This window comes from Vibrio sp. 1F255, from assembly GCF_041439145.1.
GTDB lineage: Bacteria > Pseudomonadota > Gammaproteobacteria > Enterobacterales > Vibrionaceae > Vibrio > Vibrio crassostreae_C.
The window spans coordinates 38,899-65,307 of sequence record NZ_JBGONQ010000029.1; the positions used below are offsets into that span (position 1 = coordinate 38,899).

Genomic DNA, 26,409 nt, shown 5'->3' on the forward strand with positions numbered 1-26,409 from the left:
TATGTCTGATTTGACTACAATCGCACGCCCCTATGCTAAAGCAGCGTTTGACTTTGCGGTAGATAAAGGTGAGCTAGACCAATGGGGTCAAATGCTTACTTTTGCTGCCGAAGTGGCACAAAATGATGATGTTCACAATTTATTAAGCGGCTCTATGACTGCTGAAAAATTAGCTGAAGTATTCATTGTAATTTGTGGCGAACAATTTGATGAATTCGGCCAGAACTTAATTAAAGTGATGGCAGAGAATGGCCGCTTAATGGCTTTTCCTGATGTTTGTAAAGAGTTCTTTATACTCAAAAAAGAGTATGAGAAAGAGATCGACGTTGAAGTTACTTCAGCTGTTGAACTTTCTGAAGAACAACGCACAAGCATTATCAGCAAATTGGAACTGCGCCTTGCGCGCAAAGTTCAGCTGAATTGCAGTATAGATGAGACTCTACTTAGTGGAGTTATTATTCGAGCCGGAGACCTAGTCATCGATAACTCAGCGCGCAGTCGTTTAGACCGCCTGAGCGATGCATTGCAGTCTTAATGGGGATTGGAGCATGCAACTTAATTCCACTGAAATTAGCGATCTAATTAAACAACGTATTGAATCTTTCGACGTTGTTAGTGAAGCTCGCAATGAAGGTACTATCGTTTCTGTAAGCGATGGCATCCTTAGCATCCACGGCCTAGCGGACGTGATGCAAGGTGAAATGATCGAACTACCGGGTGGCCGTTACGCTCTAGCACTGAACTTGAACCGTGATTCGGTTGGTGCTGTTGTAATGGGCCCGTATGCTGACCTACAGGAAGGCATGAAAGTTACAGGTACTGGTCGTATTCTAGAAGTACCAGTAGGTCCTGAAATGCTTGGTCGTGTGGTAAACACGCTAGGTGAGCCAATTGATGGTAAAGGTCCAATCGAAGCTAAATTGACTTCGCCTGTAGAAATTATCGCACCAGGTGTAATCGACCGTAAATCGGTAGATCAACCTGTTCAAACTGGTTACAAGTCTGTTGACTCAATGATCCCTATCGGTCGTGGTCAACGTGAACTAGTAATCGGTGACCGTCAGACTGGTAAAACAGCAATGGCGATCGATGCGATTATTAACCAAAAAGATTCTGGTATTTTCTCTATCTACGTAGCTATCGGCCAAAAAGCGTCGACTATTGCTAACGTAGTTCGCAAACTAGAAGAGCACGGCGCACTAGCAAACACTGTTGTTGTTGTTGCATCGGCTTCTGAATCTGCAGCGCTGCAATACCTTGCACCGTATGCTGGTTGTGCGATGGGCGAATACTTCCGTGATCGCGGTGAAGATGCACTGATTGTTTATGATGATCTATCTAAGCAAGCTGTCGCTTACCGTCAAATCTCGCTACTACTTAAGCGTCCACCAGGTCGTGAAGCGTTCCCAGGTGATGTTTTCTACCTTCACTCTCGTCTACTAGAGCGTGCTGCTCGTGTAAGCGAACACTACGTAGAAGAATTCACTAAAGGCGAAGTGAAAGGCAAGACGGGTTCTTTAACTGCTCTTCCTATCATCGAAACGCAAGCTGGTGACGTATCTGCATTCGTACCGACGAACGTAATCTCGATTACCGATGGTCAGATCTTCCTACAAACTGAGCTATTCAACGCGGGCGTACGTCCAGCTGTTGACCCTGGTATCTCAGTTTCTCGTGTAGGTGGTTCGGCGCAGACTAAAATCATCAAGAAGCTATCTGGCGGTATCCGTACTGCTCTAGCTCAATACCGTGAACTTGCAGCATTTGCTCAGTTCTCTTCGGATCTTGATGAAGCGACTAAGAAGCAGCTAGACCACGGTCAAAAAGTTACAGAACTGATGAAGCAGAAGCAATACGCTCCTATGTCTGTATTTGACCAAGCTCTAGTAATCTTCGCTGCAGAGCGTGGATACCTTCAAGACGTTGAACTTTCTAAAGTTCTAGACTTTGAAGCTGCTTTACTGTCGTTTGCTCGTGGTCAATATGCCGATCTAGCAACACAGATCGACACAACGGGTGCTTTCAATAAAGAAATCGAAGCTGAGCTGAAGAAGCTTGTTGACGATTTCAAGGCAACCCAGACCTGGTAATTGGTAGGTGGTCTTAGGGCCACCTCATACCATTAACGGAGAGTAACGATGGCCGGCGCAAAAGAGATACGTAATAAAATCGGTAGTGTTAAAAGCACACAGAAGATTACGAAAGCAATGGAAATGGTAGCAGCTTCAAAAATGCGTCGTTCTCAAGACGCAATGGAAGCTACTCGTCCATATGCAGAAACAATGCGTAAAGTGATCGGTCATTTGGCTAATGGTAGCCTCGAGTATAAGCATCCTTATCTTGAGGAACGTGAAGCCAAACGTGTTGGTTACATCATCGTTTCTACAGACCGTGGTCTTTGTGGTGGTTTGAACATTAACTTGTTCAAGAAAGCCATGAACGACATGAAAGATTGGTCTGAGAAAGGTGCTGACGTTGAACTTGCAATTGTAGGTTCTAAAGCGACAGCATTTTTCAATAACAGCGGCGCGAAAGTAGCAGCTCAAGTTTCTGGTCTGGGCGATCGCCCAAGCCTTGAAGACTTGATTGGCTCTGTAAGCGTTATGCTGAAGAAATATGATGAAGGCGAATTAGATCGCCTGTTCGTAGTGTTCAACAAGTTTGAAAACACTATGGTTCAAGAACCAACGATCGATCAATTACTTCCTTTGCCTAAATCAGACAGCGAAGAAATGAAACGCAGTCATTCTTGGGACTACATTTATGAGCCCGAGCCAAAACCACTACTAGATGCACTACTGGTTCGCTATGTCGAATCTCAAGTGTACCAAGGTGTGGTTGAGAACCTTGCTTGTGAGCAAGCGGCTCGAATGATTGCAATGAAATCAGCAACAGATAACGCTGGTGACATTATTGATGACTTAGAACTTGTGTATAACAAAGCGCGTCAAGCGGCGATTACACAAGAACTTTCTGAGATCGTTTCAGGCGCAGCTGCGGTTTAAGCTTAGGTAAAACTAAATAGTTAGAGGATTAACGATGGCTACAGGTAAGATCGTACAGATCATCGGTGCGGTAGTCGACGTAGAGTTCCCACAGGGTGAAGTACCTCGTGTATACGACGCTCTGAATGTTAATGAAGTACAAGAACGTCTAGTTCTTGAAGTTCAGCAACAACTTGGCGGTGGCGTAGTTCGCGCAATCGTAATGGGTAGCTCTGATGGTTTACGTCGTGGTTTGACAGTTGAAAATACTGGCGCTCCAATCTCAGTACCAGTAGGTACTAAGACATTGGGTCGTATCATGAATGTCCTAGGTGACGCGATTGATGAGTGTGGCGAGATTGGTGCTGAAGAGCATTACGCCATTCACCGTGAAGCTCCAAGCTATGAAGAGCAGTCTAACGAGACAGCGCTTCTAGAAACTGGTGTTAAAGTAATCGACTTGATTTGTCCATTCGCTAAGGGTGGTAAAATCGGTCTATTCGGTGGTGCTGGTGTAGGTAAGACCGTTAACATGATGGAACTTATCAACAACATCGCACTTCAACACTCAGGCCTATCTGTATTTGCAGGTGTAGGTGAGCGTACTCGTGAAGGTAACGATTTCTACTTTGAGATGCAGGAAGCAGGTGTTGTAAACATCGAAAAACCTGAAGAATCAAAAGTAGCGATGGTTTACGGTCAGATGAACGAGCCACCAGGTAACCGTCTACGTGTTGCCCTGACTGGCCTAACAATGGCAGAGCGCTTCCGTGACGAAGGTCGTGACGTTCTACTGTTCGTTGATAACATCTACCGTTACACACTAGCAGGTACTGAAGTATCAGCACTTCTAGGTCGTATGCCTTCTGCGGTAGGTTACCAACCTACACTGGCTGAAGAAATGGGTGTTCTACAAGAGCGTATCACGTCAACTAAAGCTGGTTCTATCACGTCTGTACAGGCGGTATACGTACCTGCGGATGACTTGACTGACCCGTCTCCAGCAACAACGTTCGCTCACTTGGATGCAACGGTTGTACTTAACCGTAACATCGCATCTATGGGTCTATACCCTGCGATCGACCCGCTAGATTCTACTTCACGTCAACTGGATCCATTGGTAGTTGGACAAGAGCACTACGACATCGCTCGTGGCGTTCAGTCTACTCTTCAGCGCTATAAAGAGCTGAAAGATATCATTGCTATCCTAGGTATGGACGAGCTATCTGAAGAAGATAAGCAAGTTGTATCTCGTGCTCGTAAGATTGAGAAGTTCCTAACTCAGCCTTACCACGTAGCGGAAGTATTTACAGGTGACCCAGGCATTTACGTACCTCTTAAAGAGACTCTACGTGGCTTCCAAGGTCTTCTATCTGGTGAATACGATGACATTCCAGAGCAAGCGTTCATGTACTGTGGTGCAATTGACGAAGCTATCGAGAATGCTAAGAAGCTATAAGGCTAACTAGGAGGCGATATGGCAGCAATAACCTTTCACCTAGACGTTGTAAGTGCCGAGAAACAAATTTTCTCTGGTCTTGTTGAGACGTTTCAGGTGACCGGTAGTGAGGGTGAGCTTGGTATTTTCCATGGTCACACTCCACTGCTGACCGCTATCAAGCCTGGTATGGTGCGTATTGTTAAGCAGCACGGCCACGAAGAAATTATTTATGTTTCTGGTGGTATGGTAGAAGTTCAGCCTGGTACAGCGACTGTACTGGCTGATACAGCTATCCGTGGTGAAGAGCTAGACGCAGCAAAGGCGGAAGAAGCTAAACGCAAGGCTGTGGAGAATATCCAAAATCAGCATGGCGACATAGACTTCGCACAAGCGGCCGGTGAACTGGCTAAAGCCATTGCTCAGTTACGAGTTATCGAACTGACAAAACAGCGTCGTTAATCTTTTTAAGATTACAGACTCTGAGATAAAGGCGACCTAAGGGTCGCCTTTTTGCATTTTTAGATTCTCAAAAATGCTTCTTTTACGTATCACTACTGGTTAAATGGTTATTGCGATTTAATTTTTTGCCCAAAAACGGTTACAATATCGGCTTAATAAAAATAACGTTGGATAGGTTTACAATGAAGTTTAGCGCGGTAATTCTCGCGGCGGGCAAAGGCACTCGCATGTATTCAAACACACCAAAGGTTCTGCACACACTTGCGGGTAAGCCAATGGTGAAGCATGTTATCGATACATGTAATGGTCTAGGCGCTCAAAACATCAACCTGGTTTACGGCCACGGTGGTGATCAGATGAAGGCTACCTTAGCTGAAGAATCTGTAAACTGGGCACTGCAAGCTGAACAGCTCGGCACAGGTCACGCTGTGGATCAAGCATCTGCACATTTCGCTGATGATGAAAAAGTATTGGTGCTCTACGGTGATGTTCCACTAATCTCACCTGAAACCATTGAAAACCTATTAGACGCTCAACCAAACGGTGGCATCGCGCTACTTACTGTCGTGTTAGACAACCCGATGGGCTACGGACGTATTATTCGTCGTAATGGCCCTGTTGTGGCTATCGTTGAACAGAAAGATGCAACGGATGAGCAGAAGCTTATCAAAGAGATCAATACCGGCGTTATGGTGGCGACTGGTGGCGATCTGAAGCGCTGGTTGTCAGGTCTAAGCAACGACAACGCACAGGGTGAATATTACCTGACTGACGTTATCGCTGCGGCTCACGACGAAGGTCGTGCAGTTGAAGCGGTACACCCAGTAAGCCCAATTGAAGTGGAAGGCGTTAACGATCGTTCGCAACTGGCTCGCCTAGAGCGCGCTTACCAAGCTACGCAAGCCGATAAGCTATTGAAGCAAGGCGTGATGCTACGCGACCCAAGCCGCTTTGATCTGCGTGGTGAACTGCAGTGCGGTATGGACGTTGAGATTGATACTAACGTTATCATCGAAGGCAGCGTAAGCATTGGCGATAACGTGGTTATCGGCACTGGCTGCGTGCTGAAAGACTGTGAGATCGATGACAACACAGTTATTCGTCCATACAGCGTAATCGAAGGAGCGACTGTTGGTGAAGACTGTACGGTTGGTCCATTTACTCGCCTACGCCCTGGTGCAGACATGCGTAACGATTCGCACGTCGGTAACTTTGTTGAAGTGAAGAACACTCGCCTTGGCGAAGGCTCTAAAGCCAACCACCTGACTTATCTTGGGGATGCTGAAATTGGTCAGCGCGTAAACGTGGGTGCGGGTGCAATTACTTGTAACTACGATGGGGCGAATAAGTTTAAGACCATAATTGGTGATGACGTATTCGTTGGTTCAGACAGCCAATTAATCGCGCCTGTTACGATTGGTAATGGTGCTACCGTTGGAGCTGGCTCTACCGTAACACGCGATGTTTCTGAAAATGAGCTGGTTATCAGCCGTGCGAAAGAACGTAAGATTGCTGACTGGCAGCGTCCGACTAAGAAAAAGTAGTCTCTTAATAAATAAGATGATTTAAATGAAAGTCAGTAGTACCGCTACTGGCTTTTTCTTATTTATCTAGATATAAAAAAAGAGCGAGTAATCTCGCTCTTTTTTGTTTTCGTTAATCCAGAAATTAGTCTTGTTTCTCGTCAGCGACCACTCGAGAGTTGTCTGGTGTCGCGAAGTGTTCAGAAAGCTCTTTGTTCGAAACAATATAACCAACCCACAATGCACCCAAACAGATCACAACTGCAATACCCGTCGCGCTTAGTGCTTGGCTCGCCATTGCTGCGACCAATGCACTTGATAGGCCACTGATACTGATTTGCAGGCTGTTTTGTAGGCCAGCAGCTGTTGCTGGGCTTTGTTTAGCGCTTGATAGGGCACGGTTTACTACGATTGGGTAAAGAGCACCGTTTGCGACAGCAATCAAACAGAAAGGTGCTAGTAGAGGCCAGATTGACGTCAGTTCCCATTGTGATGCAATAAAGATAAGCATCGCTGCTACGCTGAACAAACCGATAAGATTTCTTAGTACAACACCATCGCCATATTTCTTCACCGCTTGCTTACCGAAGTAACCACCCGCCATGAACGCGATTGTCTGTGGGATGAAGCTCAAACCGATGTCTTTTGCTTCATAACCTAGCTGAGCCATGATCTCTGGCATACCCGTTAGGTAAGCGAAGAACGCGGCAGATGCTGATGCAAACATTAAAACATTACCCATGTAAGGCTTTGATTTAAGCAACATCTTGATGTCTGCCTTAATCGATGTCTGTTTTACTTCAGGCGCTTCTTTTGGTTGAGCCATTGTTGTCGCCACTAGCAGTGCACCCATCAAGGTTAATGTGATGAAGATGCTGTGCCAGCCAAAGCTATCCGCCAGTAACACACCTAGCTGAGGTGCTAATGCAGGAGATAGCGCAACCAAAGGCATGATGGTTGCAAAAATTTGTTGGCTACTGCTTTGTGAGTAACGCTTGATAACCATTGCTTGCCAGATTACCGCAGGAGCACATACGCCGATCGCTTGAATGAAGCGCAGTGTCAGTAGATGCCATACCTCGGTGCTGAATGCTAAGCCGAATGAAGCTGCAGTAAAGATAACAAGACCAACCGCCAGCGTATTACGGTGACCATACTTGTCACTCGCCAGACCCCAAAGAAGCTGACCCATTGCCATACCGCCAAGGAATACCGTTAAAGACAGGGCAATCTGCTCTGGGCCGGTTGCGAAATCAACTTCCATTGCCTTAAATGCAGGAAGGTACATATCGGTCGCAATAAAGCCAAGCATTGAAAGAACTGCAAGGTAGACCAATTGAAATTTAGAAATATTCATAAGATGCCATTAAGCTAAAGGTAGTGATGTTTTTATCATCAAAAAAATTGTTTGATATACAGAAGTGAAAGCCCCTGTTTATTTATGCTGACATTCTATTTTTCAGACCTGATAAAATAAAACGCTAAAATATGTGGTTATCAATCAAAAAATTTGAAGGCTTATGTTCTCTAAATCCTCTTTAGAAATGCTCGATACGGTAGCGCGCTTGGGCAGTTTTACCGCGGCGGCTGAGCAGTTGCACAAAGTGCCCTCGGCGATCAGTTATGGTGTCAGACAGGTCGAACAAGAACTGGATGTGCTGCTTTTCAGGCGTTTACCGAGAAAGGTTGAGCTCACTCCGGCAGGTGAACTGTTCATTGAAGAGGCGCGTGCACTACTGAGGCAAATGGAAGAGGTCAGTGCCCAGACTCGTCGAGCAGCTCGAGGTTGGAAGAAAACCTTGCGTCTGACGCTCGATAACGTGGTTAAGCTCGACAAAATGAAGCCGATGATTGAAGAGTTCTACCAAACCTTTGAGTTTGCAGAGCTTCAGATCAACATGGAGGTGTTTAATGGCTCTTGGGAAGCGATTGCACAGGGCAGAGCGGATATTGTGATTGGCGCAACCTCAGCGATACCGGTCGGTGGCGACTTTGAGGTTAAAGATATGGGACGCCTAGATTGGGCGTTTGTAATGTCGCCAAGTCACCCGTGTGTGCGAGAGCAAAACCTCAACGAAGAATTTGTTAGCCAGTATCCCGCGATATGTTTGGACGATACCTCTAGTGTGCTCCCCAAGCGACACACAGGTCACTACTCAAGTCAAAGACGCCTGTTGTTACCCAACTGGTATAGCGCCATAGAGTGTCTTAAAAATGGAGTAGGAGTGGGTTATATGCCAAGGCACATTGCCGCGCCAATTATCGAACAAGGCCTGCTGGTGGAGAAAATACTGCCTGAACCGAGTCCGCAGAGTCATTGTTGTTTGGTATGGCGAAAAGACGATAACCATAAACTGATCGAATGGATGGTGAAGTACCTAGGATCGAGTGAGCAACTTCACCAAGATTGGTTGGATCATCGCAAGGCGATCTAATGATCTGTTTACAAGAAGATCCTTTTCAAGCTTGAGCTGAATCAGCACCAATAAAAAGAGCGAGTAAATACTCGCTCTTTTTTGATTCGGTCGTTAACTCTTATGACAAGAAGAACTTGTAGGAAGGGTTATCGGTTTCATCTTTACACTGATAGCCAAGCTCTCGTAGATGTGTTGAGAACTGAGCTAAATCATCATCATCCAGTTCGAATCCACACAATACACGGCCGTAATCAGCGCCGTGGTTACGGTAGTTGAACAGGCTGATATTCCAATGGGTACCTAAGGTATCAAGGAACTTAATCAATGCTCCTGGGTATTCAGGAAACTCGAAGCTGTATAGGCGCTCTTTCAATGGTTTTGATGGTTTGCCACCAATCATGTAACGAATGTGCAGTTTTGCCATCTCATCATCAGAGAGATCGACAACCGGGTAGCCGCCCTCACGTAAGTCATTGATGATGTGTTCGAGTTCTTCTTGACCACCTTGTAGGCGTACACCAACGAAGATATTCGCTAGGCTTTCGTCGTTGTGGCGGTAGTTAAACTCAGTTACCGCTCGACCACCAATAATATTACAGAACTCTAGGAATGCTCCTTGTCGCTCTGGAATCGTAACCGCAAGTAGACCTTCTCGCTTCTCACCTAGTTCACAACGTTCAGAGACATAACGCAGACCATGGAAGTTGGTATTAGCACCAGAAAGTACAGTTGCCAGTTGTTTGCCTTGCAGTTGGTTCTGCTCTGCAAACTTCTTTAAACCAGCCAGAGCAAGCGCACCAGAAGGCTCGGCAATCGCACGAGTGTCTTCAAAGATGTCTTTGACCGCAGAGCAGATCTCATCGCTAGACACGGCAATGTGACCATCGATGTACTGCTGACACAGACGGAATGTCTCTTCACCAATGCGCTTAACCGCAACGCCATCGGCAAACATGCTGACTTGATCCAGTACTACTGGCTCACCGGCATCCAGTGCTGCTTTCAAGCAAGATGAATCTTCAGGTTCAACCGCGATGACTTTTATTTCCGGCATCAATTGCTTAACTAGCACGGCAACACCCGCAGCCAAACCACCACCACCGACAGGCACAAAGATGTAATCCATGTGACCATTTTGCTGAAGCATTTCCATACCCATGGTGCCCTGTCCGGCGATCACCAATGGGTGATCGAATGGAGGCACAAAGGTGTAGCCATGTTCAGCGGAAAGGCGTTCTGCTTCAGCTTTAGCTTCATCAAAGTTGCTGCCGTGTAGAACTACGTTACCGCCAAAGCCACGTACCGCATCAACCTTGATGTCTGGTGTGGTTTTTGGCATCACAATCGTGGTTTGAATACCAAGCTTAGAACCGGACAGCGCCATACCTTGAGCATGGTTACCTGCCGATGCTGCAATCACACCTGCGGCTTTCTGTTGCTCTGAAAGGCTTGATACCATGTTGTAGGCACCACGTAGCTTGAACGAGTGGACCGGCTGACGGTCTTCACGCTTTAGCTGAACCTGATTACCAATGCGAGCACTTAAGCGAGGCATCTCTTGCAGAGGTGTCACGATTGCGGCTTCGTAAACTGGCGCTCTCAGGATCTGACGCAGATAATCTGCGCCAGTTTGTTTTTGGGGACTGACCGTGTCATCACTCATAGACTAGCCCTCTAGCTTAGACTTATCACGCACGGCGCCTTTGTCGGCACTGGTCGCCATGCTTGCGTAAGCTTTCAGTGCGAAAGACACTTCACGCTGACGGTTTTCTGGTTTCCAGCCTAGTGCGTCTTGCTTAACACGACGCGCTTCTAGTTCAGCTTCAGGCACATCAAGTGTGATCGAACGGCTAGGGATGTCGATAGTGATGATATCGCCAGTGTTTACTAGACCAATCACACCGCCACTTGCTGCTTCTGGAGAAGCGTGACCGATAGACAGACCCGATGTACCACCCGAGAAACGACCATCTGTTAATAGAGCACAAGACTTGCCTAGACCCATAGATTTTAGGTAAGTGGTTGGGTAAAGCATTTCTTGCATGCCCGGACCACCTTTAGGACCTTCGTAACGAATAACAACCACTTCGCCCGCTTTCACTTTGCCACCTAAGATGCCATCAACAGCACTATCTTGGCTTTCAAATACGATAGCAGGACCTTGGAATTTCAGGTTCTCTTCATCAACACCTGCTGTCTTAACGATACAACCGTCAACGGCGATGTTGCCTGAAAGTACGGCTAGGCCACCTTCTTGGCTGAATGCATTCTCTTTAGTACGGATACAACCTTCTTTACGGTCGTCATCAAGACGATCCCAACGGCAATCTTGTGAGAAGGCTTTGGTGGTACGAATACCTGCTGGGCCCGCGCGGAAGAACTTAAGTACCGCTTCGTCTTCTGTCTGCATGATGTCGTATTGAGCTAGCTGCTCTTGCATGCTTAGGCCAAGTACAGTGCGAGTTTGGTTGTTCAGTAGGCCTGCGCGGTCTAGTTCACCTAGGATAGCCATAACACCACCAGCGCGGTGAACGTCTTCCATGTGGTATTTAGGTGTTGAAGGCGCAACCTTACATAGGTGTGGAACGCGGCGAGACATCTCGTCGATATCACCCATATCAAAGTCGACTTCACCTTCTTGAGCTGCTGCCAATAGGTGAAGAACGGTGTTACTCGAGCCACCCATTGCGATATCTAGAGCCATTGCATTTTCAAAGGCTGCGCGGTTCGCGATGTTACGAGGCAGTGCTGATGCGTCATCTTGCTCGTAGTAACGCTTAGTCAGGTCAACGATACGCTTACCAGCATTGATGAATAGCTCTTCACGGTCAGCGTGCGTTGCTAGCATAGAACCGTTACCAGGCTGAGATAGGCCTAGCGCTTCAGTTAGACAGTTCATTGAGTTAGCCGTGAACATACCTGAACAAGAACCACATGTCGGACACGCAGAACGTTCTACTTGCTCACTTTGCTCATCAGAAATCGTTGGATCGGCACCTTGAATCATTGCATCAACAAGGTCTAACTTGATGATTTGATCGGAAAGCTTGGTTTTACCTGCTTCCATTGGGCCGCCTGATACAAAGATCACTGGGATGTTAAGGCGCATTGCAGCCATCATCATTCCCGGAGTGATTTTGTCACAGTTAGAGATACATACCATCGCATCCGCACAGTGAGCATTCACCATGTACTCTACTGAGTCTGCGATAAGCTCACGTGATGGCAGTGAGTACAGCATGCCACCGTGACCCATTGCGATACCATCATCAACTGCGATGGTGTTGAATTCTTTAGCGATACCGCCCGCTTTCTCGATTTCACCTGCTACCAATTGACCCATATCTTTAAGGTGAACGTGGCCTGGTACGAATTGAGTGAAAGAGTTTACAACTGCGATGATTGGCTTACCGAAGTCATCATCTTTAACGCCAGTTGCACGCCATAAAGCGCGCGCACCAGCCATGTTGCGTCCGTGGGTAGTCGTTGCTGAACGATAGATTGGCATTGCTTAAATCCTTATAAAATATTTGGCTGTTGCTTACTTAGTTGTTTGCGTTTGGTTTTCTGAAGTTTGGTCTGCTGGGTAAACGTAGTCTAACCAGCCCCACTTATCTTCAGTGGTTCCATTGAATAGACCAAAGTAAGCCGCTTGAACTTTTTCAGTGATAGGACCGCGTTTGCCTTCACCTACTGTAATTTTGTCTACGCTGCGAACCGGAACGATTTCCGCCGCTGTGCCTGTCATGAATACTTCATCGGCAAGGTATAGCGCTTCACGAGCAATGTTCTCTTCACGGATCTCATAACCCATGTCTTTTGCTAGTGTCATGATCGAATCACGCGTGATACCCGGCAGAATCGCACTGGTCGCTGGTGGTGTGGATAGCACGCCGTTACGTACCACAAAGATGTTCTCACCAGCCCCTTCAGAAAGGTAACCATCAACACTCAGTGCGATGCCTTCATCGTAACCATGACGGCGAGCTTCGCCACCAACTAATAGTGAAGATAGGTAGTTACCACCGGCTTTTGCTGCGGTTGGGATCGTGTTTGGAGCGGCACGGTTCCAGCTAGAAATCATTGCATCAACGCCGTTTTCTAGTGCTTCTTCGCCTAGGTAAGACCCCCAAGGGAAAGCAGCGATGATCAGTTCCATCTCAGTATTTTCTGGCGGGCAGACACCCAAACCAACGTTACCTACGAAACCTAGAGGGCGGATGTACGCTGACTCTAGCTTATTTTGGCGTAGCGTTTCGCGAGTCGCTTCCATAATTTCTTCCTCAGTGTAAGGAATAGGGAAGCGATAGATTTTTGCTGAGTCTTTTAGGCGCTTAGCATGTTCAGGGTGACGGAAGATAACCGGCCCTTTTGGTGTGTTGTAACAACGAACACCTTCAAACACAGAAGTACCGTAGTGCATTGCGTGAGTCAGGACGTGAACGTTCGCCTCTGCCCAAGGAACCATCTCACCGTTAAACCAAATATAGTCTGCTGTTTTAGCTGTCATGTTTGCGGTTCCTTATGCGTTTATCTTTTGTTGTAAGTTGTTGTTTGGCAGTTCATTACGGCTGATCGAGATAACGTCAACGGTACGTACATCCCACAGCTTTTCGATTTGGTTTACCAAGAACGAGATCGGACGGTCACTGTCTACGATGATCTCAACACTCGCCACTTTGCTTTCGTGGTTTTGAGTGCCCGCAACTTGCTTAACAATGAAGCCACGGTGGCGGATAACACGAAGAACACGCTCTAGTAGTACAGGCTTATCATCGGCTTTGATGTCTAATAGGTATCTTTTCATGTTATGTGTTCTCCAACATCTCACTGTTTGAAGCACCTGGCGGTACTAGTGGCCATACGTTTTCTTCTTCATCGATAAGAACATGAAGTAGGTAAGCGGTTTTGCTCTCTAGCATCTCTTTCAATGCTGGTTCTACTTCTTCTTTACGAGTGATGGTTTTGCCCGGGATATCGAACGCTTTCGCGAGCATCACGAAATCAGGGTTGTCATCTAAGATAGTTTCACTGTGGCGGCCATCAAAGAACAGCGATTGCCATTGGCGAACCATGCCCAAACGAGAGTTATTAAGCAGTACCATCTTCACTGGGATCTGACGACGCTTCAATGTGCCAAGCTCTTGAATGTTCATCATGAACGAGCCGTCACCAGAGATAAGTATAGATTGGTCGTCAGGACGCCCAACCGATGCACCCATTGCAGCTGGCAAGCCAAAGCCCATGGTGCCTAAACCGGCAGAGGTAATGAAGTTCTGTGGATCGCGAGGCTGAATGTGCTGAGCTGCCCACATTTGGTGTTGGCCCACATCAGTCGATACGATAGAGCTTGCTGGCATCATGTCTGACAGTTGCTTCAACAGCAGTGGAGCAAAAATCAGATCACCAGGGTGGTCGTAACGCCATTTGAATGAGCTACGAAGACCTTCAGAGTGATGAACCCAAGAGGAGATGTCTTGGCTTAGCTCTAGTTGAGGCATGATCTTGTTGATGTCACCGCGAATTGGCGCATTGGCAAGACGCAGTTTGCTGAACTCAGCGGCATCGATATCGATATGGATAACCTTAGCATGCGGCGCAAAGGTATCGAGTTTGCCAGTTACTCGGTCATCAAAACGAGCACCGACAACAATCAACAGGTCACTCTCTTGAACCACAAGGTTAGCGGCTTTAGTGCCGTGCATACCCAGCATGCCAAGGTAGTGTGGGTCGTCACGTTCGATAGTGCCCAAGCCTTTCAGTGTGCTTACTGCTGGCATTGGGTTTAGGCGTAAAAACTCACGAACCGCATCGGTTGCTTTAGCAAGTTGAACACCACCACCTACGTATAAAACAGGACGGGTCGCTTGAGACAAAAAGTACTGTGCCTGTTCAATGGCATCAGTTGTCGCAACAGGAATTGCGGGTGGAGTAAATTCAGGAAGAGCGTTAACAGGTGCTTCTGCTAGTTGAACGTCTTTAGCGATATCGACGATAACCGGGCCAGGGCGGCCAGACTTTGCTACCACAAACGCTTCAGCGAGGGTTGGAGCTAGCTCTTCAATATCAGTTACTAGGTAGCTGTGTTTAGTACATGACAGAGACATACCAATCACATCCATTTCTTGGAATGCATCGGTACCAATGTGGGAACTTGCAACCTGACCTGTGATAGCAACCAATGGGATTGAATCCATAAAGGCATCAGCAAGGCCAGTGACTAGGTTGGTTGCACCTGGTCCCGAGGTTGCCATACAAACAGCGACATCTTGTGTTGCTCTAGCCATGCCGATCGCGGCCATAGCGGCGCCTTGCTCATGGCGACATAGGATATGTTCAACCCCGCCGTCATAGAGTGCATCGTAGATTGGCATGATGGCACCACCGGGGTAACCAAATACGGTCTCAATTCCTTGTTGCTTGAGTGCGGATACGACTAGTTCTGCGCCTTTCATCGGAATTCTCCCGTATTACCTTTATTTTGGTAACTGTTTCCTTTGTCTCTGCACATCTTGTGCTCCCATTCTTCCTGTAAATCGGCAAAGCCGAAAATGCTCAAAAATATAAAAATCGAATGTTTAAATTAGAAAAAACCCCCGGACTTGTCAGTGCGGGGGTTTTTTCTAATTCGTGGTTACTTTCTTCCCACTCGCCCCCGCGCAGTCTTAATAATGACTACGATAATCAGGTTAATCAGTGCGTAAATGCGAGCGTTAAAAATCATAATATTCGAGTTTTCTCGTTTATTGTCTTCAGTAAATGTCTACATCTCTAGTGTTATCACACAAATCTGCCGCATGACAAGGGAAATGTCATTCTTTTTTCACATTAAAATACCATTCCACCAAGCTATATAACAACCTTATCGCTTTGGTGAGCAACGAATATCCAGAGCGAATACTTTTAAATCAAAGACAAAGGAAAGTTATGGGACTCGCGATAATTCATAGCCGAGCTAGTGTGGGTGTAGAGGCGCCAGAAGTGACCGTTGAGGTGCATATAAGCAACGGAATGCCTGGCTTCACGCTGGTGGGTCTACCTGAAACAACGGTCAAGGAATCTAAAGACCGAGTGAGAAGCGCGATCATCAATTCTCGCTTTGAGTTTCCATCGAAAAGAATCACGGTTAATCTCGCCCCAGCCGATTTGCCCAAAGAAGGTGGCCGTTTTGACCTGCCCATCGCGCTTGGGATTTTGGTGGCGTCAGATCAGCTTCCGACATCAAAAATAGCTCAACATGAATTTATCGGTGAGTTGGCATTGTCAGGAGAACTTCGCTCGGTAAAGGGCGTTTTGCCTGCGACGTTAGCCGCCGACAGTGTAGAGCGATGCTTAGTTGTCCCACATCATAACGGTGATCAGGCTGCGCTGGTGGGCAAGGGAGCGCATAAATCTGCACAAACCTTGTTGGAGGTTTGTGCTGACATGTGTGGACAGGCTCAGCTTGGGCTATATAGAACGGAACATCATCAGGCTGATGTTTCAGTGCTTCGCGACCTACAAGATATTATCGGCCAACAACAAGGCAAGCGAGCTCTAGAGATAGCCGCTGCTGGGAATCATAACTTATTGTTTCTTGGCCCACCCGGAACCGGAAAAACTATGCTCGCTTCTCGACTGCGTGACCTATTACCTGAAATGAGTGATGACGAAGCGATGGAAACCGCGTCGGTGGCCTCGTTAACGCAACAAGAAATCAATCAATACAACTGGAAGCAACGACCTTTTCGCTCTCCTCACCATTCCAGTTCAATGGCGGCATTAGTGGGTGGTGGTTCGGTGCCTCGCCCCGGAGAAATCTCTTTAGCGCATAACGGCTTATTGTTCTTAGATGAGATGCCGGAGTTTGAGCGCAAGGTGCTTGATTCATTACGAGAGCCACTAGAGTCGGGCGAGATCATTATCTCCCGTGCTGCGGGCAAGACTCGTTTTCCTGCGCGTTTTCAATTGGTCGGTGCACTTAACCCAAGTCCAACGGGTTATTACGAAGGTAACCAGGCGCGCGCCAACCCACAGATCATCCTGCGTTACCTCAATCGCTTATCTGGGCCCTTGCTGGATAGGTTCGATATGTCATTGGAGATACCTCTGTTGCCAAAAGGAATGTTGGCCGAAGGCGGTGATCGCGGTGAAACCACTCAAGTAGTTAAGCAAAGGGTTAGGCAGGCGCGAGAGTTAATGCTATCTCGCAACCATAAATCGAATGCACTGTTAGGTAGCCGAGAAATTGAGAAGTATTGCCCACTGCGACGCGAAGATGCAGAGTTTCTTGAGACAGCACTACATCGCTTGGGTTTATCGATTCGTGCTTATCATCGAATTATTAAGGTGGCACGAACCATTGCCGACCTTGACGGTAACGAGCAGATCGAAAAGAAACATCTATCAGAAGCGCTAGGCTATCGCGCGATGGATCGCTTGCTGAAACAACTCACGGCTCAAGCTGTCTAGCAAGCAGAAAAAGCCTGCTTAGATGCAGGCTTTCGTTGGATTGCAGTTCATACTCGCTAAGGTTAGAACTTGTAGTTCAAGCCAACTGAAACTATATATTGAGACTCGTCGTAGAAGGTAATGTTCGAGTCGCTGGTGCCGTAGCCTGCCAGTGAAATAAACGACCAGTTTTCCCAATCCATGAATTGATCATACTCATAGGCGGCGAATAGGTTGATATTGTCGTCGCTGCGTTTCTTGTCGTAGATCGGGTTGCTCGCATCGTAAGAGCGTTGGTTGTAACCCGCTGTTAGTGCGTACTTGTGACGCCCCATGCCACCAAACAAGCTTACCTCACCACCGAATTGGTCGTAAGATTCAGCTTTACCATCAGCATCACGTGTTTGATAGATGACGGATGGAATAAGCATCATGGTACGACTAAGTGGCAGGCGATATTGACCTTTCAAGTAGAGAGTATTGGCATCTCGTTTGAGCTCTTGATCTTGAATATCATCCTTGTCGACATCTTTGGTCGCATAGGCCATGTCTAGCGAGAAAGCTGAGCCCGCAATGTTGCTTAGCTTCAAACGAAACGCATTGCCAGTTTCATCGGTCTTGGTGCGAGCTGATGTGGTGTTGTATGGATCAGCCCAAGTTTCACCAGACATAATGGTTGGCAGCAGTGAAGCGTCGATCACCATGCCTGACTCAAGTTGGTATTTGTAACCGACTTCGAGAACTACAGTACCTGTTGCTACATCATCTCGCGCGGTACCTGTGTATACCTGATGGTTTAGCTTTTCACCAAAGGTATAAGCAACACTACCTAAAGGAGCAACCAGAAAAGAGCTTTCCGAAGAAGCCTTCTGATCTGTGGATGAAAGATTGCTATCAGCATCGGTATTAAAGTTCGAGGTGGAAGAGGTAACCCCGGTATTGAGAGAGATTTCACCACTGAAACCTTGTTGGTCTGCAAGCTTGGCAAAAGCGGGAGAAGCCGCAACGCTCAATGCCAAGAGAGTTATTTTTATTTTCATTCAAGGGCTCCTTGCCCACCGGTTCTTAGGACGGGTTATTAATAGCAGTAAAGCTTTAAACTTCCAGGTTAATTATTTATCAATAATGATTTTTGAACTAGCAAAAAAAAAGGAAGCCGAAGCTTCCTTTCATCAATGGCTTACTTCTTTAATAAGAAGTTCACGAGCTCGAAGTACTCATCAAGAGAGTTGATACCTTGAGCTTCTACTAGGTAGCGGTTGTTAACCACAACAGCGGGTACACCTGAAAGGCCGCTGTCTTTGAATGCTTTGTCGAAGCGACGAACCATAGAATCTACAGCAAAGCCGTTATACGCAGCATCGAATTTCTTCGCATCAACGCCTTCGTCTAGGAAGATTTGACGCAGTTCTTCTTCATCACGTGGTGGCTTGTTCATTGTGTGGATGCGGTTAAACATCACTGGCACCATTTTATCTTCAACTTTCAGTGCAATCATTGTCGCGTAAGCTTTGCTCATTGGCAGACCCATGTTGCCACCCATGAATGAAACATGGTTCTTCTGTAGCTTAGCGTCTTTAGGTAGCTGTTGTTTTAGCTGCTGGATGATTGGCTCAAAGCTATTACAGTGTGGGCAGTAAAAAGAGAAGAACTCTGTCACCATTGGTTTTTTTGATGCTTCTAGGTCGAGAACTTTGTAGTGTTCACCTTCGTTAAATTTCGCAGCGTGAGCGGTAAGGCTCAACATGATCAATGAGAAAAATGCGAATAGCTTTTTCATTTATCCAATCTCCATTATGTTTGAATTTTTATCTAGTTGTATGTTGCGATTGCTGTTACCACTGAGGCATTAACGAAAGTGGTGGCTCTTGCAGGGTAGCAATTTGCTCTTTACAAGCAAGTACTTGTTGCTCCCAATATTTCGGATCATTAAACCACGGGAAGGCCAGAGGAAACGCAGGATCGTGCCATCGTTTCGCCAACCATGCCATGTAATGCACCATACGTAGACCGCGTAGTGGTTCGATTAGTTTCAGTTGTGCGGTATTAAAATCGCAAAACTCTTGGTAACTCTCTAGCAAAATATCCAGTTGCATCAGCTTATCTTGGCGCTCGCCATTGAGCAGCATCCACAGATCTTGTATCGCAGGGCCGTTACGTGCGTCATCAAGATCGACGAACATTGGCCCATCGCGCCACAAAATATTGCCAGGGTGGCAGTCACCGTGCAGGCGGATATTCTCAATGTTGCTCGGCCACTGGCTCTCTAGCTCTTTGATCAGAAGGTCAACGTCATTGAAGAAGGCATTTTCTAGGTGCGTCGGGATAAACTGAGAGTTCTCTAGAATCTTACGTGGCTGATAAAGGTATTCATCTAAGCTGATGGTCGGGCGATGCTGGAATGTTCTTCCCGCGCTGGCTTTATGAATACGACCAAGAAAGCGTCCTACGCCTTCCAATTGATCTAGATTGTCAACTTCATACTGTCTGCCGCCAACACTTTCAAATAGTGCAAATAGGTAGCCTTGGTATTCATGTAAGGTTGCACCGTTGATTCGCATTGGAGGCGCAACCGGCATCTCTTGTTCGATAAGCTCGAGTGCGAAGTCATGCTCTTCTTGGATCTGTGCCTTGTTCCAGCGTTGTGGACGGTAAAACTTAACGACGTAGCGCTTACGGTCTTCATCGGTGAACTGATAGACACGGTTTTCGTAACTGTTGAGAGCGAGAAGCCCGGATTCAGCGCGAACTCCGATGCTCTCCAGTGCGTACCACATGAAGTCAGGAGTCAGGTTATCAAAGTTAAAGGCTTGCATCGTCATAGAATAAAAAAGGCTCATTACTGAGCCTTTTTCCATTTATTGGGTTGTTATACCAAGCACTACGGTGCGGGTATCAGAGCTTCTTGATAAAGCGGCTTTCGACTTCCATCGTAAACTCTTCATTATCCGAGAGTATAAACTGAATTGTCGAAACTGGTGAGCTCAGTTTTTCTGGGTCGGCGCCCAAACTGATAGGTAGGTTCAAAACCTCGCCTGGATCGACAGTAATCGTCTGTTTACCATACCAGATAGAATCGGGCAGTCCGCTAACATCGAGTTTGTACTCTTGCTCTTGTTGAGTCTTGTTGATCACTTTCAAGGTGTAGGTGTTTTCAACCAACCCTTGGTTATTGACTCTAAACAGTTGGTTTCGGTCACGCAGAACACTTAGGCCGGCAGGATCAACGCTCGCGATTTGGGCGAAGAACAAGCCCAGCATCACGATCAAGATAGCGCCATAGCCCAACAGCTTGGGACGCATTACCTTGGTCGAGTGACCTTCAAGTCTGTGCTCGGTGGTGTAATTGATCAGGCCTTTCTCATAGCCCATACGCTCCATCGTGTTGTCACAGGCATCAATACACGCGCCGCAGTTAATACACTCGTATTGCAGGCCGTCACGGATATCGATACCCGTAGGGCACACTTGTACACACAGATTACAGTCAATACAGTCGCCTAGACCAAGCTCTTTTGGATCGGCTTTACGAGAGCGAGGGCCACGGCTTTCACCACGTTCTGTGTTGTAACCAACGATGAAGGTGTCTTTATCGAACATTGCCGACTGGAAACGCGCGTAAGGACACATGTGCAGACAAACAATTGAACGCATCCAACCCGCATTGGCATAAGTACATCCAGCAAAGAACAGTACCCAAAACACCGGCCAGAAAGACGAGTTAAAGGTAAAGAAGCCAACCACCAGCTCTTTGATTGGGATGAAATAACCGACAAAGGTTAAGCCCGTCGCAATCGCAATCGCCCACCACGCGATGTGTTTGATGGTTTTTCTGAGAATTAAATTGCTCGTCAGTTTGCCCGAGTCTTGTTTTCTTCGCTTATTGGCAGCACCTTCCAGTTTCTCTTCGAACCAGATGTACATGAAGGTCCAGACGGTTTGCGGGCATAAATAACCACACCAGACTCGCCCTAAGAAGGTGGTTATGAAGAATAAGCCAAACGCAGCAATCATAAATAGGATGGCGAGTAGGGTCAGATCTTGTGGGTACAACGTGGTGCCAAAGAAGTTGAACTGCTGGCTACCGATATCGAGCAAGATCGCTTGTCGTTCACCAAATGGAATCCATGGGATAAGCGCAAAAAGTAAAAGTAAGAACCAACCGCCGTAACGACGAAGTTGTTGGAATTTACCTTTGCTTTCTCGAACATAGATTCGGTTACTTGGGTTAAATCGATCTCCATTACCTTTATGTGTTTTTGGGTTAAAGGTTTTAGGAGTCACATCTTTGATGTCGATTTTATCCTGACTCATGGACTATCCTTTTTGTGGCTTGTTTGCCCGGTTAAGTCGGGCATGACGACATTACTTGAAAGTATGGTTTAGAGAACCCGTTGAAATTGAGCTTGGTGCATTTGTTGTTATCGCACTCACTCTTATTATTTTAGAAGATTCTTATGGATGGCGATTATAGCGACAATCTTGTTCTCATTTCTTTAACGCTATCAACCTTTAACAACAAAAGTCATAACAGTTGTGACGAAAAAATAGCGAACAGAAACAAAAAAGCGACCGAGTGGTCGCTTTTCGAAATTGATTGTTTTATTTATACGGCAATTGAGTTCTAACCAAATAGGCGATTAAAGAAGGCCACGCGCTTTTAGAATTGCCGTTTTGAAATCATCTTCTTGGTCTTTTTTAAGACCTGGGATCATTTCATCTTTTTCGCTGTTACGCATTTTTAGATGGTAGATAAGAACATCGTCAGTCAGTTCTTCAAGCTTGCCTTGGTAGCCTGCTTCGTTTGAAAGCTTAATGATGAACTCTAATAGGTTAAGCTCTTGATCTTTCTGCCACTCAGGCTCCATCAGTTCAAGCAGTTCCTCAATGCGGTGACACTTCATACTTTACTTCTCCACAAATTTTATAATGATTTGTGGTTAAGGTATCAAATCGGGTAGGGAATACCAATGTGTAAAGACATTTCAAGATGGGACCGGGCAAGAAAAAAGCGCAGTAAAAACTGCGCTTTTCGTTAAGCGGCTTTAATTACTTTTGTTGCAGTCGGTGCTAATAAAGCAGTCTTCTGAACGAGAGTCATTGTAGGAGCCAATTTCTTAGCCGTTGGAGCAGCAACAAAGCCACTACGACGACGCATCGCACTACGGTTGGTGTGCGAGAACCTGACAGCTGTTGGGCGCATTAATTTACCTAACGGTCAGGCATATCCATTGCCAATCTAATGGCCTGACTTATCATGAGCTTCGCTTCAATTACTTGAATAGTCACTCGTCTGGCTTTCGCCAATCCGAAAAATAAATCAGGATAATGATATGCATGCATATCAAGGCTTAGATTATCACTATCTAAGTTATCGATCGACGCCTGAGTGATAATTAAACGATATTAGAGCTAAAATAGTGTGAGCAGTATATTTGAGTTTGAACCTCTTTCAGGCTTAAGATGATGCTTTAAAGGAGGTGCATATGTCGTTCTTAAAGAAAACGTTAGCAAGTTTTGGAATTGGATCTGCCAAGGTGGATTCTGTATTGCAACAGGAAGTGCTTTATCCAGGCAAGAAGGCGAGCATTATTGTGCATGTCTATGGTGGCGCTCAGCCACAAGAGATCGACAACATCGATCTCAACTTGTGCTGTCGTTACGTCAAAGAAGTTACCATGAACTCGCAAAGGCAAGAGGGCGGTCAAACACGTCGAATGCACCAGACATACTCGTTGGCCAAATGGAGCCTGCCGTATGCCTTTGTTATTCAGCCGGGTGAAACCCGTGATTTTGAATGTGAATTTGATGTCCCGCTGAACACTCCGGTCACGATTGGTGACTCAAAAGTATGGCTTGAAACCGGGCTTGATATTGCGATGGCGATTGATCCATCGGATAAAGACATCTTAACGGTTCGTCCTGATGCACTCCTCGATGGTATTTTTAATGAACTTGAAGCTCAAGGGCTGCGCATTCGCCAAGTTGAGTGCGAAGCAGTAGAGGGCTTTGAACTGCCATTTGTTCAAGAGTTTGAGTTTGTCCCTACCACTGGTCCATATCATGGCCGCTGGCGTGAACTGGAAGTGGTTGCTCATCGTGATGAAACCGAGCTTAAGTTGTGGTTTGAGATAGACCGTAATCGCGATGGTGCAAAAGGCATGTTGGCGAGCTTGTTAGGCATTGGCCAACTGCAGCGTCAATTGAGTGTGCCATTGGATACGTCACCACAAGATGCGGGCAAGATGGTACTTGAGTATCTAGACAACGCATCTTAGTTAGCTCTTTGGTTCTGTAGCTTTAGAGACCTTAGCTTCATCACACCGTTTAGGCGTTATTAATGTCATAAAAGATGTCATAAAAATTTAAGCTTACACGTGTAAGCTTAATGTGCAATACTAGGCAAATCGAACATTTACTCTAGTAGGATAATCATGTCTGCATCATCGGCGAGCGAATACAGTGACATCGAAGAACGCGCCAATGCGATAACCCATGGCTTGGGTGTTGTGCTTGGCGTGGTTGGTTTAATCCTGCTGCTGATTCGTGCGTTTGACCATCAAGCCGACATACTGACTATTGCGAGTATGGCGGTATATGGCAGCAGTATTATCCTACTCTTTCTCGCTTCCACGCTTTATCACTCGATCACCACAGAAAAGACCAAGCGATTACTGAAAACTCTCGATCACTGTGCGATCTACTTATTGATCGCGGGCAGTTACACGCCATTTTTATTGGTGAGTTTAAGAACACCATTGGCGATGGGTTTGATGGCAGTGATTTGGGGTATCGCGCTAGTCGGAATCATTATGAAGATTGCCTTCGTCTACCGATTTAAGCGTTTGTCATTGGTGACTTACTTGGCGATGGGTTGGTTATCGCTGATTGTGGTTTATCAACTGGCGATGAATATCGAGATAGGTGGTTTGGTGCTACTAGCACTCGGTGGCGTGATTTACTCGTTGGGTGTGATTTTCTATGTGGCAAAACGCATCCCTTACAATCATGCTATCTGGCATTTGTTTGTGTTGGCGGGCTGCGCTTGCCATTTCTTCGCTATCTATCTGTACGTGACTCCGGTTTAACGAGTCAGCACCTCAGTAATCTCAGCTTTAATCTGATATTCAGGGTGTTGTTCTAGGTCGAGCTTGATGAGCTTGCCTTCTTCACCCGTCTTTGGTCGTAGGTATGTGTCGGCCATTCGTTTGATTGATTTCCACACAGCAACTTCTTCTTCTGCCAACAACTCACCTTCTGCAGTAAATACGCTGATGTTAAGTGATACCAAAATGACCGCTTGAGTGCCTTGGTTAGTGATGGCTGTCGGAATGATAAGCTCACCGTCTTCATAGCGACTTGCACCCAGTACAACATCCACTCCTGACTGAGACAGCTGTAAGCTTGGCTTTTTACTATTAACCACAATCGTAGTGCCACGCGTGTTCGTTGCGACAGGTACGGCTACGACAGGCACTGCAGTCTCTGATGTTGTCGCTGCTGCTTCCGTTTGCTTCGGTGCCACGTATTGCCAAGTAAAATCATCTTTGAGTAACACTTGTTTGCCATCAGGCAATGTGACCATTTGATCAGCAAAGGCAGAACTTACGAATACTGAGTTTGCGAGCAATGCGCCAGCGAGAAGTACGTATGATTTCATCTGTGTTTCCTTGATTTTGTGCTTGGTTAGCGTCGCCAAAAGGCTGGGAAGAATAGAACGATCAGCGTCAGTATCTCGAGTCTTCCCATCAACATACCAAGGCTTAATAGCCACTTTGCAGCGTCTGGCAGCGGCGCAAAGTTCCCAGTTGGACCGATCACATTGCCCATGCCTGGACCAACGTTGGCAACGGCTGTGATAGCGCCAGATATACTGGTCACAGGATCAAGTCCCATCGCACTCAAGCCACCAGCAATTAAGATAATCGTAATAAAGAACATCAAACCAAATGCGACCAGTGAACGCACAATGTCGTCATTCACTGGGCGTTGGTTATAGCGCTGAACAAAGACACCCGATGGGTGGATCAGCTTCATCATTTGTTTATGAAGCATGGTCATCGCGATCTGGAAGCGGAAGATTTTGATACCGCCAGAGGTTGAACCCGAGCACGCGCCCGCCATCATTAAAAACGCAAACAAGGTAGTCGGTAGTGCACCCCACGCGGTGAAGTCTTCTAAGCCAAAACCGGTTGTGGTGACGACTGACACTATGTTGAACATCGAAACACGCATTGCATCCATGATGGTGTAGTCATCCCTAACCACCAGCCATGTCGATATTACGGCACTGGTGACCAAGAATAGATACGTGAAGCCTCTCACTTGAGCGTCTTTGTAGAGGATTGAGAGTTTTCTACCACGCAGTGCGCTAACAAACAGTAAGAACGGCAGACCGCCAAGGAACATGAACAGGGTTCCCACCCAGTGAGCACTGTTAGAGAAGTGGTTCATTGAGCCATCTGATGTTGAGTAACCACCCGTCGACAGTGTTGTGAAGGCGTGATTGATCGCATCAAAGATGCCCATGCCTGCAAACAGATAGCTAATGATGCACAAGCCAGTCAGAACCAGATAAACCGCCACGATGTTCTTCGCGACCGTTTTTGCTCGTGGGCTGCTTTTATCTGACCAATCTGATGATTCGGTTTGGAACAGGCGCATACCACCGACGTTGAGCATTGGTAGAACCGCTACCGCCATAACGATGAAGCCGATGCCGCCTAACCATTGCAGTATAGAGCGCCACAACAGAATGCTTGGTGCCATGCTGTCTAAGCCGCTCAATACAGTTGAGCCAGTCGTGGTGATACCAGACATGGTTTCAAAATAGGCGTCGGTGAAGCTGATGTGGTTGATGAAGACAAACGGCAGTGCAGCAAAGGCACTGGCAATCGTCCATACCAGAGAGGTGATCAGGAACATGTCTCGTACCCCAAGTCGGAACTTAGCTGAACGGCCTAAACTCAAGCAGATGAACGCCACTATGTGCGTGATCACTACCGACTGACCAAACTCGAGGAAGCCACCGGTGCCTGTAAAAAAGGCAACCAATGTAGGGATGTACATGAAAAGGGCGAGTTTTGATAACACTAACCCTATCACTAATAATATCGGACGAAAGTTGACCATAGCTTAATAGACCATAGCTTTAA

General features: G+C 46.6%; 24 protein-coding genes. 10 read left to right on the top strand and 14 right to left on the bottom strand.

Features of this window, described 5'->3' with window-relative positions:
- Position 1: 1 nt before the first annotated feature.
- The 6 genes from atpH (at position 2) to glmU (ending at position 6,428) form a co-directional block, all read left to right on the top strand.
- The gene (atpH, locus tag ACED41_RS15970; protein WP_010433233.1) at positions 2 to 535 is read left to right on the top strand and encodes a F0F1 ATP synthase subunit delta; all 534 of its coding nucleotides are present in this window, start codon (positions 2 to 4) and stop codon (positions 533 to 535) included.
- 13 nt (positions 536 to 548) lie between these two features.
- A complete protein-coding gene (gene atpA / locus ACED41_RS15975; protein WP_017063023.1) occupies positions 549 to 2,090 on the top strand; it encodes a F0F1 ATP synthase subunit alpha in 1,542 nt (513 codons plus the stop codon).
- Positions 2,091 to 2,138: 48 nt separating this feature from the next.
- Entirely contained in the window at positions 2,139 to 3,005 is an 867-nt protein-coding gene (gene atpG / locus ACED41_RS15980) for a F0F1 ATP synthase subunit gamma (RefSeq protein ID WP_016794171.1), read from the top strand.
- 34 nt (positions 3,006 to 3,039) lie between these two features.
- Positions 3,040 to 4,443 (top strand): F0F1 ATP synthase subunit beta, encoded by a 1,404-nt coding sequence (gene atpD, locus ACED41_RS15985; RefSeq protein WP_017058792.1) that lies wholly within the window; start codon positions 3,040 to 3,042, stop codon positions 4,441 to 4,443.
- An 18-nt stretch (positions 4,444 to 4,461) separates the two neighbouring features.
- Positions 4,462 to 4,884, top strand: coding sequence for a F0F1 ATP synthase subunit epsilon (locus ACED41_RS15990; protein WP_004735742.1), 423 nt, complete (start codon positions 4,462 to 4,464; stop codon positions 4,882 to 4,884).
- A 182-nt stretch (positions 4,885 to 5,066) separates the two neighbouring features.
- Positions 5,067 to 6,428 carry a bifunctional UDP-N-acetylglucosamine diphosphorylase/glucosamine-1-phosphate N-acetyltransferase GlmU gene (gene glmU, locus ACED41_RS15995; protein WP_017063022.1) on the top strand — a complete coding sequence of 454 codons (1,362 nt, stop codon included), beginning with the start codon at positions 5,067 to 5,069 and terminating at the stop codon, positions 6,426 to 6,428.
- Between the two features lie 124 nt (positions 6,429 to 6,552).
- On the opposite strand, the gene punC is transcribed toward glmU, so the two are convergent.
- Positions 6,553 to 7,764 (bottom strand): purine nucleoside transporter PunC, encoded by a 1,212-nt coding sequence (gene punC / locus ACED41_RS16000; protein WP_371725270.1) that lies wholly within the window; start codon positions 7,762 to 7,764, stop codon positions 6,553 to 6,555.
- A gap of 163 nt (positions 7,765 to 7,927) precedes the next feature.
- Between punC and punR the strand changes: the two genes are divergently transcribed.
- Positions 7,928 to 8,842 carry a DNA-binding transcriptional activator PunR gene (punR, locus tag ACED41_RS16005; protein WP_017067697.1) on the top strand — a complete coding sequence of 305 codons (915 nt, stop codon included), beginning with the start codon at positions 7,928 to 7,930 and terminating at the stop codon, positions 8,840 to 8,842.
- A gap of 100 nt (positions 8,843 to 8,942) precedes the next feature.
- On the opposite strand, the gene ilvA is transcribed toward punR, so the two are convergent.
- The 5 genes from ilvA to ilvG are packed head-to-tail and all read right to left on the bottom strand — an operon-like array spanning position 8,943 to position 15,279.
- Positions 8,943 to 10,487 (bottom strand): threonine ammonia-lyase, biosynthetic, encoded by a 1,545-nt coding sequence (ilvA, locus tag ACED41_RS16010; RefSeq protein WP_102429012.1) that lies wholly within the window; start codon positions 10,485 to 10,487, stop codon positions 8,943 to 8,945.
- A 3-nt stretch (positions 10,488 to 10,490) separates the two neighbouring features.
- Complete coding sequence (gene ilvD, locus ACED41_RS16015; protein WP_065584155.1) at positions 10,491 to 12,332, bottom strand: dihydroxy-acid dehydratase; 1,842 nt, start codon at positions 12,330 to 12,332, stop codon at positions 10,491 to 10,493.
- Between the two features lie 33 nt (positions 12,333 to 12,365).
- On the bottom strand, positions 12,366 to 13,334 hold the full coding sequence (locus ACED41_RS16020; RefSeq protein WP_017063017.1) for a branched-chain amino acid transaminase: 969 nt from the start codon (positions 13,332 to 13,334) through the stop codon (positions 12,366 to 12,368).
- Between the two features lie 12 nt (positions 13,335 to 13,346).
- Complete coding sequence (gene ilvM / locus ACED41_RS16025; protein WP_017055442.1) at positions 13,347 to 13,631, bottom strand: acetolactate synthase 2 small subunit; 285 nt, start codon at positions 13,629 to 13,631, stop codon at positions 13,347 to 13,349.
- Position 13,632: 1 nt separating this feature from the next.
- A complete protein-coding gene (gene ilvG / locus ACED41_RS16030; RefSeq protein WP_102321080.1) occupies positions 13,633 to 15,279 on the bottom strand; it encodes an acetolactate synthase 2 catalytic subunit in 1,647 nt (548 codons plus the stop codon).
- A gap of 472 nt (positions 15,280 to 15,751) precedes the next feature.
- On the opposite strand from ilvG, the gene ACED41_RS16035 reads away from it, so the two are divergent.
- Complete coding sequence (locus tag ACED41_RS16035; RefSeq protein WP_017058783.1) at positions 15,752 to 17,275, top strand: YifB family Mg chelatase-like AAA ATPase; 1,524 nt, start codon at positions 15,752 to 15,754, stop codon at positions 17,273 to 17,275.
- A 62-nt stretch (positions 17,276 to 17,337) separates the two neighbouring features.
- On the opposite strand, the gene ACED41_RS16040 is transcribed toward ACED41_RS16035, so the two are convergent.
- The 6 genes from ACED41_RS16040 to ACED41_RS16065 all read right to left on the bottom strand — a co-directional run bounded on the left by ACED41_RS16040 (position 17,338) and on the right by ACED41_RS16065 (position 22,457).
- The gene (locus ACED41_RS16040; RefSeq protein ID WP_017066751.1) at positions 17,338 to 18,294 is read right to left on the bottom strand and encodes a DUF2860 domain-containing protein; all 957 of its coding nucleotides are present in this window, start codon (positions 18,292 to 18,294) and stop codon (positions 17,338 to 17,340) included.
- A gap of 140 nt (positions 18,295 to 18,434) precedes the next feature.
- The gene (locus tag ACED41_RS16045) at positions 18,435 to 19,034 is read right to left on the bottom strand and encodes a thiol:disulfide interchange protein DsbA/DsbL (RefSeq protein ID WP_017063015.1); all 600 of its coding nucleotides are present in this window, start codon (positions 19,032 to 19,034) and stop codon (positions 18,435 to 18,437) included.
- Between the two features lie 55 nt (positions 19,035 to 19,089).
- Complete coding sequence (locus ACED41_RS16050) at positions 19,090 to 20,076, bottom strand: serine/threonine protein kinase (RefSeq protein ID WP_017058781.1); 987 nt, start codon at positions 20,074 to 20,076, stop codon at positions 19,090 to 19,092.
- 73 nt (positions 20,077 to 20,149) lie between these two features.
- On the bottom strand, positions 20,150 to 21,568 hold the full coding sequence (gene ccoG / locus ACED41_RS16055) for a cytochrome c oxidase accessory protein CcoG (protein ID WP_017066750.1): 1,419 nt from the start codon (positions 21,566 to 21,568) through the stop codon (positions 20,150 to 20,152).
- Positions 21,569 to 21,894: 326 nt separating this feature from the next.
- Positions 21,895 to 22,158, bottom strand: a complete 264-nt coding sequence (locus tag ACED41_RS16060; RefSeq protein WP_004735759.1) for a YihD family protein — start codon at positions 22,156 to 22,158, stop codon at positions 21,895 to 21,897.
- Positions 22,159 to 22,289: 131 nt separating this feature from the next.
- Positions 22,290 to 22,457, bottom strand: coding sequence for a hypothetical protein (locus ACED41_RS16065; protein ID WP_004735761.1), 168 nt, complete (start codon positions 22,455 to 22,457; stop codon positions 22,290 to 22,292).
- Between the two features lie 283 nt (positions 22,458 to 22,740).
- On the opposite strand from ACED41_RS16065, the gene ACED41_RS16070 reads away from it, so the two are divergent.
- Together ACED41_RS16070 and ACED41_RS16075 are read left to right on the top strand one after the other, a co-directional pair.
- A complete protein-coding gene (locus ACED41_RS16070) occupies positions 22,741 to 23,532 on the top strand; it encodes a sporulation protein (RefSeq protein ID WP_371725271.1) in 792 nt (263 codons plus the stop codon).
- 156 nt (positions 23,533 to 23,688) lie between these two features.
- Complete coding sequence (locus ACED41_RS16075) at positions 23,689 to 24,342, top strand: hemolysin III family protein (protein WP_371725272.1); 654 nt, start codon at positions 23,689 to 23,691, stop codon at positions 24,340 to 24,342.
- On the opposite strand, the gene ACED41_RS16080 is transcribed toward ACED41_RS16075, so the two are convergent.
- The gene (locus ACED41_RS16080) at positions 24,339 to 24,914 is read right to left on the bottom strand and encodes a DUF3157 family protein (RefSeq protein WP_371725273.1); all 576 of its coding nucleotides are present in this window, start codon (positions 24,912 to 24,914) and stop codon (positions 24,339 to 24,341) included. The two genes, ACED41_RS16075 and ACED41_RS16080, sit on opposite strands and share 4 nt — an antisense overlap.
- Before the next feature lie 26 nt (positions 24,915 to 24,940).
- Positions 24,941 to 26,386 carry a TrkH family potassium uptake protein gene (locus ACED41_RS16085; protein ID WP_123285564.1) on the bottom strand — a complete coding sequence of 482 codons (1,446 nt, stop codon included), beginning with the start codon at positions 26,384 to 26,386 and terminating at the stop codon, positions 24,941 to 24,943.
- Between the last annotated feature and the right edge of the window lie 23 nt (positions 26,387 to 26,409).